12 protein-coding genes and 1 pseudogene are annotated in these 12,351 nt (G+C 60.0%); 7 read left to right on the top strand and 6 right to left on the bottom strand.

The window, feature by feature from the left end; genetic code table 11:
* Positions 1 to 73 precede the first annotated feature (73 nt).
* Positions 74 to 1,138, top strand: a complete 1,065-nt coding sequence (locus tag A37O_RS0103485; RefSeq protein ID WP_018296109.1) for a thermonuclease family protein — start codon at positions 74 to 76, stop codon at positions 1,136 to 1,138.
* Position 1,139: 1 nt separating this feature from the next.
* On the opposite strand, the gene A37O_RS0103480 is transcribed toward A37O_RS0103485, so the two are convergent.
* Positions 1,140 to 2,576: a multicopper oxidase family protein gene (locus A37O_RS0103480; RefSeq protein WP_018296108.1), complete on the bottom strand. Its 1,437-nt coding sequence runs from the start codon at positions 2,574 to 2,576 to the stop codon at positions 1,140 to 1,142.
* A 1-nt stretch (position 2,577) separates the two neighbouring features.
* The gene (locus A37O_RS14560) at positions 2,578 to 3,057 is read right to left on the bottom strand and encodes a hypothetical protein (RefSeq protein ID WP_018296107.1); all 480 of its coding nucleotides are present in this window, start codon (positions 3,055 to 3,057) and stop codon (positions 2,578 to 2,580) included.
* A 169-nt stretch (positions 3,058 to 3,226) separates the two neighbouring features.
* On the opposite strand from A37O_RS14560, the gene A37O_RS0103470 reads away from it, so the two are divergent.
* Positions 3,227 to 3,661 carry a MarR family winged helix-turn-helix transcriptional regulator gene (locus A37O_RS0103470; protein WP_018296106.1) on the top strand — a complete coding sequence of 145 codons (435 nt, stop codon included), beginning with the start codon at positions 3,227 to 3,229 and terminating at the stop codon, positions 3,659 to 3,661.
* A gap of 101 nt (positions 3,662 to 3,762) precedes the next feature.
* Positions 3,763 to 5,328: an alkaline phosphatase D family protein gene (locus tag A37O_RS0103465; RefSeq protein WP_018296104.1), complete on the top strand. Its 1,566-nt coding sequence runs from the start codon at positions 3,763 to 3,765 to the stop codon at positions 5,326 to 5,328.
* Between the two features lie 31 nt (positions 5,329 to 5,359).
* Here the strand turns inward: A37O_RS0103465 and A37O_RS0103460 are convergent, their stop codons facing one another.
* Positions 5,360 to 6,286, bottom strand: a complete 927-nt coding sequence (locus A37O_RS0103460) for a DMT family transporter (RefSeq protein ID WP_018296103.1) — start codon at positions 6,284 to 6,286, stop codon at positions 5,360 to 5,362.
* An 89-nt stretch (positions 6,287 to 6,375) separates the two neighbouring features.
* Entirely contained in the window at positions 6,376 to 7,269 is an 894-nt protein-coding gene (locus A37O_RS0103455) for a hypothetical protein (protein WP_018296102.1), read from the bottom strand.
* A gap of 272 nt (positions 7,270 to 7,541) precedes the next feature.
* Between A37O_RS0103455 and A37O_RS0103450 the strand changes: the two genes are divergently transcribed.
* From A37O_RS0103450 to A37O_RS0103435, 4 genes are read left to right on the top strand one after another with little or no spacing between them, the layout of a single operon-like run.
* Entirely contained in the window at positions 7,542 to 8,132 is a 591-nt protein-coding gene (locus A37O_RS0103450) for an NrtR DNA-binding winged helix domain-containing protein (RefSeq protein WP_083912578.1), read from the top strand.
* Between the two features lie 3 nt (positions 8,133 to 8,135).
* Positions 8,136 to 9,425, top strand: coding sequence for a quinolinate synthase NadA (gene nadA, locus A37O_RS0103445; protein ID WP_018296100.1), 1,290 nt, complete (start codon positions 8,136 to 8,138; stop codon positions 9,423 to 9,425).
* Positions 9,426 to 9,434: 9 nt separating this feature from the next.
* Positions 9,435 to 10,265 carry a carboxylating nicotinate-nucleotide diphosphorylase gene (nadC, locus tag A37O_RS0103440; RefSeq protein ID WP_018296099.1) on the top strand — a complete coding sequence of 277 codons (831 nt, stop codon included), beginning with the start codon at positions 9,435 to 9,437 and terminating at the stop codon, positions 10,263 to 10,265.
* The gene (locus A37O_RS0103435; protein WP_018296098.1) at positions 10,266 to 11,381 is read left to right on the top strand and encodes a cysteine desulfurase family protein; all 1,116 of its coding nucleotides are present in this window, start codon (positions 10,266 to 10,268) and stop codon (positions 11,379 to 11,381) included. It abuts the gene before it with no gap.
* Here A37O_RS0103435 and A37O_RS0103430 read toward each other — a convergent pair.
* Both A37O_RS0103430 and A37O_RS16040 read right to left on the bottom strand, forming a co-directional pair.
* A complete protein-coding gene (locus tag A37O_RS0103430) occupies positions 11,378 to 12,079 on the bottom strand; it encodes an Abi family protein (protein WP_281167710.1) in 702 nt (233 codons plus the stop codon). The two genes, A37O_RS0103435 and A37O_RS0103430, sit on opposite strands and share 4 nt — an antisense overlap.
* A gap of 83 nt (positions 12,080 to 12,162) precedes the next feature.
* Positions 12,163 to 12,351: pseudogene (locus A37O_RS16040) on the bottom strand (IS256 family transposase); the annotation flags it as partial.

Raw genomic sequence — 12,351 nt, 5'->3', positions numbered from 1 at the left:
GCTCACACTAAACTGACAGGGTCTTGTCAGCTGCCGCGCCGACTGCCCGGCATGTTTTTTGGGAGAACTTCACATGGGTATTTGGCGCACTCTCGCCATTGGTGCTGCCGTTGTTGTCGGCGGCGGCGCACTTGTTAACGCGGTGTCGGACGATCCGATCGTCGTCGAGAAGATCATCGATGGCGACACCATCGATGTCCGACAGAACGGTGAGACAACTCGCATCCGACTGTTGAATGTGGATACGCCGGAAATTGGCCGCGACGGCAAGCCGTCTGAGTGTCTAGCGCAAGAGGCGCGCGACTATCTCGCGGATCTGCTCGGGGTGGGCACTGAGGTAACTCTTGAGTACGACGTCGAACGCACGGATAAGTACGGACGCACTCTCGCTGGCGTGTATAAGGAAGATTCCTTAGTGAACGCGGAGGTCGCGCGCGAGGGACTAGGCGTTGCCGTAGATATCGCACCGAATCACAAGTTTTATCCAAAGGTTTCCGCTGCAGAGGCAGAGGCCGAGGCGCGTACCGCCGGTATTTTCGCGCTCGGGCCGGAGTGCATGGTCGATGATTCTGAATTCACGGACAGCTTCGAACAGGCTCAGGCGGCGATCAATGCTGCCGAGGATTTCCAGGCCTCCAACCTCGCTGTCGCCGCCGACTACACCCGTGCCCGGGAGCATTCCAGTGCTGTCGACGAGGCCGTGCTTGCCTTGGCCACGCTGAAAGCAACGCAGATTAGCCAGTCCGAGTTCCAAACAGAGGCATACGGCACTCGGTTCAAGGAGCTCATCGATGACGAGGAGACCCGCGCCGAGCGCGAGGCCAACCGTCTCACGCGCGCGATCGAAAACGAGGACGATCGCAGGGCCGAAGTTGAGGCAGAGCGCGAAGAAGAAGCTTTACGACGAGCAGTTGCAGAATTGGAGCCCAATATCCTAGAGGAAGAACCCTCCCTCGAAGCATTAAAACAGCCGGTGCCAGCACCTGCGCTAGCTCCAGACCCAGCTCCCGCCGCGCCTGCTGCGGATAAATACACCGGCTGCCGAGCATACGGTGGCAACTATGCGATGAACTCCGTCGATGATCAGGGCCGACCGTACGCAAAAATCGATTGCACCACCAAAGCTCAGATCGGTTAAATCACTCCGGTTCGTTGCCGGATTTTCGGCCAAGCATGAAGTCGGTGGTGATGCCCTCGTAGGAAAGGTGCGTCATCAGCCCGTCGACGGCGTGCGGCAGGTTGTGGCAATGGTTCATCCAAATGCCGGGATTGTCGGCGGGAAACACGACCTCGTAGGTCTCCCCTGACAAGATATCAAGTGAGTCCGTCCACCAGGGCGTACCGGTCGACCGCACCCCGTCGCGGGAAACCACGAGGAAGTGGTGCCCATGCAGATGCATCGGATGTACGTCGGCGGACTTGTTCCGAATCTCCATCGCGATGAGCTCGCCTTCTTTTACCATAAATGGTGGAACGGCGTGACCGATGCGGCCGTTAACGGTCCACCAGTACCCAGGCTTGCCATTGAGGAATCCCGGGCGGCGATTGATCACGTAGTTGAAGTGTTGATCGGCCTGGCTCACATCGAAACCCACGTCGGCTGGGGCGCCGTAGCTCAAGAGGTCGAGTTCCTGCGCAGGTGCGGGAAGCATCGCGGGATCGCCATCGCCGAGGATCAAAGAGACTCCCGGCGCCTGAACTCGAGCAGCGCCTGACTCGGGGACGGTAACTTCCAAATCTGCCCGCGCGCCCGCACCTAGCCGAATCTTCTTGTCGCGAAACAAAGCAGGCTCGTTGAGATCATGGCCGTCAATGGCCACAAGCCTCGCTGATTCCGTCCACACGAATGCGGATGGATTGTCGGTGTTGATCACCCTTACCCGCCACACACTCCCGGGCTCGGCTTGAACTCGCTGCTCAGCACCCCTCCCGGTGCCCCACCCGGCGATAGTGCGGGATTCACCGGGGTAGGTATGCAGCGGCAAAGTGACCTCCTGCTCAGCTAGGCCGCCCTCAGGGTCAACGATGATCACGCCGAACAGGCCACCAATCACCTGCCGGTGCGAGACTTGGTGGGAGTGATACCAGTAGGTTCCCGGATCATCCACGATGAACCGGTAAGTAAACGACTCCCCCGGTTTCACCGCGTCCTGAGTCACCCCAGCGACTCCATCCATCGCCGCCGGCACATCAATCCCATGCCAGTGCAGCGTGGTGCCCTCGGCGATATCCACGTTGTGAAAATCTACTTCAACCATGTCACCCTTCACTGCCCGAATCTCCGGACCAGGCGACGCGCCGTTGAGCATGAAGCCACCCGAGGGATTGAGCTGCGCCTCGATGCGCAGCTGAACATCGGCGGGGCGGGCGGGGTCGTCGATAAGCGATGCGATGTCTGTCGACGGACTGGCCACACTGCCGTGCCCATGTCCGTATCCGCCACTCGGCGCGAGCGAATAGGCACCCGGCGCGAGACTGAGGAACCAGTAGAGGCCGAGACCGGCGAGCCCCAAGATCAGCACCGTAACGACGATCCGCCGGACGATCTTAGGGCCGCGAGCTGGGGTGGTGTTCATGTCAGGTCATCGCAGCTGGCTGCCGATCGACATTCTCAGGGTGCTGGTAAAGGTCGGTCTTTCGTCCCACTCTCCGCATGTAGATCGCGGCGACGAGAGCAACCGCGAAGATCAGGAGAGCGTTCATCCCGTGAAGCAGCGCGAGGAACGGGAGACCTGCGGCAGTGATGCCCAGCGTCACCTGGATACCCACGAGGACGGCCGTTGCGATTGCCAATACGAGCCCGTATTTGGTCTGGGTGTAAAAGCCAACAATAAGGAAGACCAGTGCAACCACGGGGATGACGTACATGCCGTTCATACTGTGAATCACAATGCCATAAATCTCGGGGAATTGGATGCCACTAGCGCCGGTCATATCGAGAGTTCCGCCTTCTTGGATGAATTTCACGGCTCCGGCGGAGGACCATGCGTGGGAGCCTGCCTGCACCATAACGAGGGCGCTAATGAGATAGGCCAGAACTTGGTAGGTTGTTTTCATGATGACTCCTTGAATTAATACAGCGCGCCTGCGCTGGTGATTGAAGAACGTTGAGGAACTAATCCTGCTCTAATCAATTCAGGGAGAAACCTGGTAAAATATTTCGATATACGAACTATATTACTTCGAATATCGAACTAAAACAATGGCCGCAACCTGAGGAGAACGCATGACAATTTCCACCGCGCTACTCATGTTCATCTCCCATCGCAGCGCCGAAGCGCGCATCATGGACGTTGTAATGGAAGCCGGCCACGACATCTCACCGGCGCAGGGCAGACTCCTCGCGCGTATCGACGAGCACGGCACCCGCATCGGAGACCTCGCCGACTACGCCCAGATCACGCGGCAAACGGCGACGGCACTCGTCGATAGGCTAGAAAAGTCAGGCTTCGTGCATCGCGCCCCCGATCCTGCAGACGGTCGAAGTCGGCTGGTGATACTGAGCGAGTACACGCGCGAGAAAATCTTGCCACTGGCGCGGGAAAAAGAGCGCGTGATTGAGCAGGAGTGGGTCGCACATCTTGGCAAAAAGCGGATGGACCAGCTGCGTGCCACGTTAGAAGACTTGCGGAAAATTACAGATCCGAGCTTCCCGGGTTAAAAATTCACACCATATTCAACTGATTGCCATTCATATCACCTACGGTCCGGTAATGACTGCCGTTTTGCGCAGCCAACCCGATTCCACGTAGGAGAACTTTCATGGCATTGTCCCGTCGTTCCTTCATCACCGCAGCTGGCCTCACCGTAGCTGGCCTCGCGATCCCTTCCTCCGCCAACGCGCTTTCCTCTTCTTCTAGTTCTTCCTCCGGATCGAGTTTCGGCGGACTTCTCCCCGATCGTCCGAAAATCACCCACGGTATCGCTTCCGGCGATATGCGCACCGACGGCGGCCTCATTTGGACCCGCGGCGACCGGCCGTCGCGCATGGTCGTGACAACGTCCGCGACCGACAATTTCCGTAACGCGCGAGAATTCCGCTCGCATCAACTCCTTACCCCTGAGACCGACGGAACTGGCTCCGTCCGCCTCACCGGTCTGGAACCAGGTCAGGACGTGCACTACCGCGTGCACCTCGAGGACGCGGCAACGGGCCGGACATCGGAATCAATTGTTGGTGTCTTCCGCACCGCTCCGACTCAGGCGCAGGACATTCGCTTCCACTGGTCGGCCGACGTAGCGGGACAGGGCTTTGGCATCAACCCAGAGATCGGCGGCATGATCGGCTTCTCCGCCATGGCTGCCCGCCATCCGCACTTCTTCCTCCACTCTGGCGACGTGGTCTACGCCGACAACCCCATCGAGAAATCAGTCACGCTTCCCGACGGACAGATCTGGCACAACATCACTAGCGAAGCGAAATCCAAGGTCGCAGAAACTCTCGACGAATTCCGCGGGCAGTACGCCTATAACCTGCTCGACGATAACTATCGCGCTTTCAACGCGCAGGTCCCGCAGATCGTGCAGTGGGACGACCACGAAACAACGAATAACTGGTATCCAGGAGAAATACTAGACGACGAGCGCTACACCGAACGCGATGTCAACGTACTCTCCGCTCGGTCCCACCAGGCATTTCAGGAGTGGCAGCCAATCGACAACGATCTCGCCGTGGATGGCCGCATCTACCGCAAGATTTCCTACGGCCCATTGCTCGATGTTTTCGTCCTGGACATGCGTACCTATAAGGACGCCAACGACAAGCACCACGCTGGCACCACCGAGGGCGGCTGGATCCTCGGAGATCAGCAGCGCGAGTGGTTAATCAATGGAGTGAAAAATTCGACCGCCGTGTGGAAGGTCATCGCCAACGACCTGCCACTGGGCATCATCATTCCCGACGGTGATTTCCAGGAAGGTGTCTCCTCCGGCACTCCGGGCGCACCTGTCGGCCGCGAGGTCGAACTCGCTGCGGTGCTCTCTGCGATCAAGAACGTGGACAATATTGTGTGGCTCACCGGCGACGTGCACTACGCCGCCGCACACGAATACCACCCTGACCGCGCAGCGTTCCAGGACTTCTCGCCGTTTTGGGAGTTCGTCGCAGGCCCACTCAACGCAGGCGGCTTTGGCCCGAACGAGATGGATCCCACCTTTGGCCCACGCGTAGATTTCGTCCACGGCCCGAGCTACGTCAGCGAATCCCCGCTCTCCGAGATTCAGCATTTCGGCGAGGTGGACATTAACGCCGAAACTAAGGAATTCACCGTCCGCATCATCACCACGCTGGGAAACATCCTGTACACCAAGACCCTGCCAGCTGCGTAAAGCTGCCAGGGTAAAACTTCGTTTCCAGCGCCTACACCAGCCGGATCATCGCCACGCCCGCAACAATGACCAGGATGCCGATGATCTGGATTGGTGTAACCCTGCGCTTGGCACCGCCGAACAGCCCCAACTGGTCAATGAGCAGGCTCGAGACCATCATGCCCAACAGCATCAGCACCACAGTCATGCCCGTGCCGACGATTGGCCCCAAAAACGCCGTGCCAAAGATAACGGTCGCCCCGAGCACGCCACCCATCCACATCCACCAGGGGTTTTTCTCACCCGCGCCGCCTAGGCCGCGCCACGGGGTGCGTGTGAGCAGAAGCAGCAGAAACAGCACCGACGTACCCACCGCGAACGAAACCAAGGCCGCCTGCACCGGCGATCCCAGCACGGTGCCCAGCCGTCCGTTGACCGAGACCTGCGTCGCCGCGCACGCGCCCATGACCAGGCCGAACGCGCGCCACAGCCACACCGAAGCCCCCCGTTCGCCACCACCCGCAGCTTCACGACGACCGAACACCCCCACCGCCGCAAACGCACCGAGCAGCACCGCCACGGCACCGAAGAATCGCACCCACGTCAGCGGAATATGAGGCGCCCCGAAAAGTCCGAACGAGTCGATCGCTAGGCCCATAAAGATCTGGCCACTGAGCGGCAAAATCACCGTCTGCACGCTGCCGACCCGAGGAAACAGCAGGATATTGCCGGTCAGCACCACCACGCCGAGCGCGCCACCGGTGAAAATCCACCAGGGCTCGCCGGCCGTCAGCGAAAAGTCCGGCACAGGTCGGCCGGTGGTCACCCAGGACGCGGCGACCAGTGCGATCGTGCCCACCAAAAACGAAATAAACGACGCCATCAGCGGCGCACCAACCGACATCCGCAGTCGATTGTTCACCGAGGTCTGAATCGGCATCAAGGCACCGATTCCCACTCCCATAAGCATCGCAAGCATGGCGCCATAGTAGTCTTACATTGCAAGCAGACAGAGGCCGCCCTTAGATTCGCTTGAGTTCCTCAAGTAAGGAATCTCGGCCGCGTTTTCTAGTTCAGGATTTCTCTGCACTGATCTTCGCTATTGCCTTGCTCGAGGCATTCCGTCCAGTCAATCTGTCCCTGCACCCAGGGGGACGGCTCGCGCACCTCTGTAGTCGTTGCGCCCCCATAAAGCTCTGCTAGCTTTTCAGAACTGCAATTCACCGGATCGTAAATAATCGAACCATCAGACATCAGCGCCGCTTCCAGCTCCCAACAAGCCTCAAAAGTTGTTTTTACTTCCGTTGCAGTTTCGGATGCCGGGCTTGGAAAAGTCGCTTCCTCTAAAGCCTCCTCAACGAAGGTGCTCGACGTCACATTTTCAACCGCCAGCTCAGTTGCTTCGTCATTTTCCGGAAGCTCAATCTTCACATCATGGATGAGCATGTGGGTTGCGTCTTCTGGCACGATCCAAGCACCGTAGTTCCTTGACTTTTGTCCAACATCGAGGGTCGTGCTCCACATTTCATAGTCAGCCTCTTCACGGCAATAAACAGCGGAACTAGGAAGTTGAGTGAACCCCTCTCCGTCAATGATGCTGGGATCCTCTAACATCGTCCACCCGTTCTCACCGGTCCTTAACTCAAATTCTCCCTCAATCTGAAGATAGGTTTGGCCTTCTTCCAGCTCTGGTACACCAAAGCCATAATCGTCATATCCTTGCTTACACTCGTCGCTCATCACCATCGATGTGATCTTGAGGTCCCCATCGCACGGAAGATGTGAAAAGCATGTAATCGGAATTTTGTCGCCAACGCTATAGATCTTTTCCGGCGCCTGCGGTGAAGTAGCTGTCGTGGACGGGGCCGCGACCTGCTGTCCAGTCTCTTCATTTGCTCCACATGCACTCAACCCCATCGCCAAAGCGAAAGCACCCACTAACCCGGCCAACTTCTTATTCACTTCTTAAGCCTTTCTCGACTCACAAACTTGCTGTGTTTAGCTGCACGATAATTTCTGTGCGCGACACCGGCCCTCATCCTTTCGAACAATCTTCGAAAATTGCTCGCCCAATTTTGACCCTCCAAGTCAGGCGCTTTACCCCCGCCCCTTTCCTTTGAGTCATCATGACTGTAAGGTGACCCACAACATAAAGTCGAACTGACCTTAAGGGGGCGGACGTGAAAGTGGCTGTATCTACGGTGATCTTTTCGCTGCGCCAGGATGATGCCGGGATGCCATCGCTCTGGACTCCTTTTGTCCTGCGCACCCGCGAGCCGCAGCTGGGTCAGTGGGCACTGCCCGGCGGCTGGCTCCCCGCAAACGAGGAGCTCGAGGCCGCCGCAGCCCGCACACTCGGCGAGACCACCGGTCTGCGCCCCAGTTACCTCGAGCAGCTCTACACTTTCGGCGGCGTCGACCGCTCGCCCACCGGCCGCGTCGTCTCGGTGGTCTATTGGGCGCTCGTGCGCGCCAGCGAGGTTGAGCGCGCCGAGCCGGAAGAAAACGTCCAGTGGTTCCCCGCTGACCACCTGCCCGGACTCGCCTTCGACCACAACCAGATCGTCGACTACGCGCTCGAGCGGCTGCGCACGAAGATGGGCTACGCCGATATCGCGCACCGCTTCCTCGGCGACACCTTCACCATCGCGCAGCTGCGCGGCGTCCACGAAGCGGTGCTAGGTCACAAGCTCGATGCCGCCAACTTCCGAAGATCCGTGGCCACCTCTCCGGATCTCATCGACACCGGCGAAGTCGTCAGCGGCACCCCGCACAGACCACCCAAGCTGTATCGCTTCGCCACGCACCCACAAACGAAAGATTAGAAAATGACCATCACCGATGCTTCCGTCGACCACCTGCTCCAGCAAGATGCTGCCTCCTGCTCCCCAGAGCTCAAGGACGGGCCTTGGCTTCTCGACGACCCGAGCGCCCCACAAAGCTACGGCCCAGGTGCGTCTCTCTCGGATCCGTTGCCACTGAGCACACCGCGCCAACAGGTGCTACCGAAGCAGTACCAAGACGCATCCGAGGAGGAACTCCACGAACGAATTCGGGCTGCAAAAGAAACCCTCGGCGACAAAGTGGTCATCCTGGGCCACTTTTACCAGCGCGACGAGGTAATCCAGCACGCCGATTTCGTCGGCGATTCCTTCCAGCTCGCACGCGCCGCAAAGTCGAAGCCCGAGGCCGAAGCCATCGTGTTCTGCGGTGTGCACTTCATGGCCGAAACCGCTGATCTCCTCTCCACCGACGAGCAGTCCGTGATCCTGCCAAACCTGGCCGCTGGCTGTTCCATGGCGGATATGGCGGATCTCGAATCCGTCGAGGAATGCTGGGAGCAACTCGAGGAGATCTACGGCACCGAGGCTGACGAGCAGGGCCGCGTGCCGGTGATTCCGGTAACCTACATGAATTCGTCTGCTGCGTTGAAGGGCTTCGTCGGCAAGCATGGCGGTATTGTTTGCACTTCGTCGAACGCATCTGCCGTGCTTGAGTGGGCTTTTGAGCGCGGGCAGCGGGTGCTGTTTTTCCCGGATCAGCACCTGGGGCGCAACACGGCGAAGGCGATGGGCATTTCGCTGGACCAGATGCCGATGTGGAATCCTCGCAAACCGCTCGGCGGCAACACCGAGGCTGAGCTGCAAAATGGCAAGGTGCTGCTGTGGCACGGTTTTTGCTCCGTGCACAAGCGTTTTACCGTCGAGCAGATTGAGAAGGCGCGCGCCGAGCACCCCGATGTGCACGTGATTGTGCACCCCGAGTGCCCGATGCAGGTCGTCGACGCCGCAGATTCCGCCGGTTCGACCGACTTCATTGTCAAGGCGATCCAGGCCGCGCCCGCGGGCTCGACCTTTGCTATCGGCACCGAAATTAACCTGGTGCAGCGCCTCGCCGCGCAGTACCCGGAGCACACCATTTTCTGCCTCGACCCGGTGATTTGCCCCTGCTCGACGATGTATCGTATTCACCCCGGCTACCTCGCGTGGGTGCTCGAGGAACTGGTTGAGGGCCGCGTGATCAACCAGATTACTGTCGACGATTCCGTCGCCGCACCCGCCACCGTCGCCCTCGAGCGGATGTTGTCCGTCGCGCCGAGTTCGCAGGCTCAGAAGTAAGGAAAGAACATGATCGATCACCGCACCATCGAGCGCCTCGTCGGCTCGGCTCTTAGCGAGGACGCGCCCTGGGGAGACATCACCACCGAAGCCCTCGTACCCGCCGACGCCCAGGCGCGCGCAGAACTCTCTGCCCGCGAACTCGGCACGTTTAGTGGCGTACAGCTGCTGACCACCACCTTCGCGCTCGTGGACCCGACCGTCACCGTCGAGCTGCACATCGCAGACGGCGAGGCCTTCGACAAGGGCCAGTCCCTGGCCACCATCGAGGGTTCCGCGCGCTCCATCCTGCGCGCCGAGCGCATCGCGCTGAATTTCGTGCAGCGCATGTCCGGCATCGCCACCCAGACCGCGCGCTACGTCGCGGCGGCTAACGGCACCCGCATCGCCGATACCCGCAAAACCACCCCCGGCCTGCGCTTACTCGAGCGCCAGGCGGTACGCGACGGCGGCGGACACAACCACCGCTCCTCACTTTCCGACGCCATCCTGGTCAAGGACAACCACCTCGCGGCCGTGGGCGCCGACATCACCACGGCGCTGAGAGCGATGCGCGAGCGCGTCCCGCACACCACCCACATCGAGGTCGAGGTCGACCGGATGGACCAGATCGAACCCGTGCTCGCCGCGGGTGTGGACACCATCATGCTGGATAATTTCAGCATCGAAGAACTGCGCGAAGGTGTCGCGCTCGTCAACGGCCGTGCACTCGTTGACGCCAGCGGCGGCATCACCCTCGAAACCATCCCCGAGGTCGCGGCAACGGGTGTGGACCTAATTTCGGTCGGCGCTCTCACCCACTCGGTCCGCGCGCTCGACCTGGGCCTGGATTTCCACTAGATGATTTACCTGGATAATGCGGCGACGACGGCGCCTCGTCGTGAAGCGATTGAGGCGATGTGGCCGTACCTGACCAGCGGATTCGGCAACCCGTCGTCGCGCCACCGGGTCGGCGCGGAGGCCGCCGCGGGGCTCAAGGCGGCGCGGAAGTCGGTCGCGGAGTCGCTGGGGGCGCGCGCGTCGGAGATCATCTTTACCTCCGGCGGCACCGAGGCTGACAACCTCGCCATCAAGGGCATGGCGCTGGCGAATCCGCGCGGCAAACACATCGTGACCACGCGCCTCGAGCACGCCGCCGTGCTGGAATCGGTGGATTACCTCGTGCGATTCCACGACTTCGAGGTCTCATTCGCCGAGCCCGACGAGTTCGGCCGCATCACGCCAGCCGCGCTTGAGGCGGTGCTGCGCCCGGATACGACGCTGGTCAGCATCCATTTCGCGAACAACGAGATCGGCACGATCCAGCCGATCCGCGAGCTCGCCTCCGACGTGCCCTTTCACACCGACGCCGTCCAGGCCGCCGGCTGGGTGGATATCAACGTCCGCGAGCTCGGCATCGACGCGCTCAGCCTCTCCGGCCACAAGCTCGGCGCGCCGAAGGGCATCGGCGTGCTCTGGGTCCGCGGCCCCGTCGCGCTCGAGCCAGTCCTGCACGGCGGCGGCCAGGAACGCGGCGCGCGCAGCGGCACCGAAAATGTCGCAGGTGCCGTCGCGCTCGCCACGGCGCTGCGTCTTTCGCTTCACGACGATCACCTGCGCACAACCCAGCTTCGCGACAAATTTGTACACACTGTATTAAATAGTGTTCCCGGCGCGCGGCTGACGGGGCATCCGACCGAGCGCGTGCCCGGTTCGGCCTCCTTCGTGTTCGAGGGTGTGGGCGGCGAGGCCGTGCTGCTCGAGCTGGAGGAACGCGGGATCATGTGCTCGTCGGGCTCTGCCTGCGACGCGGATTCCGAGGACGCCTCCCCTGTCTTGCTGGCCATCGGTATCCCGGAGGATCTGGCGCGCACGGCGGTGCGGTTCACGTTTTCGCCGTCGACGACCGAGGAGGAAGCTTCGGCGGCGGCGCGTGCGGTTGTCGATACGGTGGCAGCGGTGCGCGGGTTAGGTTAGGGTCTGGCTTTTGGGTTCCAAAGGGGATCGAGCTCGAAATCCTTTGGGAAATCCATCTCGGCCAACCATTCGTCTTTTGCCGTAAGCAGATGATCTCGAAGACTGGTGACGCTATCCGATGTCGGGTCTACTTTTTGCACGATGAAGGCGGCGATAGCAAGTACATATTGGATCTTGGCTGGGTTCGCTTGGTCTAAAGAGTTTCTAAGCAGCTCTGGCGGGCTACGAACTTCCACAACTCGAAGAGACGTATGACGATTCCAGATACGTGAATGGTGTGCTGCGCCATTTCGGAGCACCGAGAAAAGCCTGAGAAAACTGGTCAATACTGGTGGCTGTAGCCCAGCTTGCATCGAAATCGCTTTACGGAGGCGATCCTCTTTGAGGTTTTCGTACCACTTTGACAGAAGTCCGAGGCTCATCAGCTCGGTGGCCATCCAAATCGGTGGTCTCTTGTCTTCGTATTTTTCTCTGAATGCTTGAACAAATTGCTCGGGCGAGCTCGGCCCCAGCATTTCGTCCAACTTGTCACGATCTTTGTAGAACCCTATCTCACTTACGTAGATACGCTTATCCAAGTACCCCATCGGCCCATGTTCTTCGGCGATGGTATTTGCGAGCGCAGCTCGCAACCAAACTTCAATTGAGTGAGCAAATCTCATGACGTGCGTACGCAGTTTGGCATCAAATGCGTACAGCTCAAGTGGTCAAGTCCTTTTGAGTGGTGTATCCGCCAGCGGTTGACTCAGCGATGAACTGACCGCTGACGGAACAGGATTCCTTACGCCACCAGAGCCTCCTGACCGTCACCGACAACGACGCCGACGCCGTCAGCTGCCCGGGCCTTCGCCAGCATCTCCGCCGTCGAGGACAGCATCGCCAGAGGCATGTACCGACGCTGCTGCATCCAGTCCTCATGCTGCTCAGCCAGCACTGCCCCGACCAACCGGACCACCGAATCACGGTCAGG

Source organism: Corynebacterium lubricantis DSM 45231, assembly GCF_000379425.1.
Classification (GTDB): Bacteria; Actinomycetota; Actinomycetes; order Mycobacteriales; family Mycobacteriaceae; genus Corynebacterium; species Corynebacterium lubricantis.
Note: the sequence above shows the minus strand (reverse complement) of the source record. Positions and strands in the feature narration are given on the sequence as shown.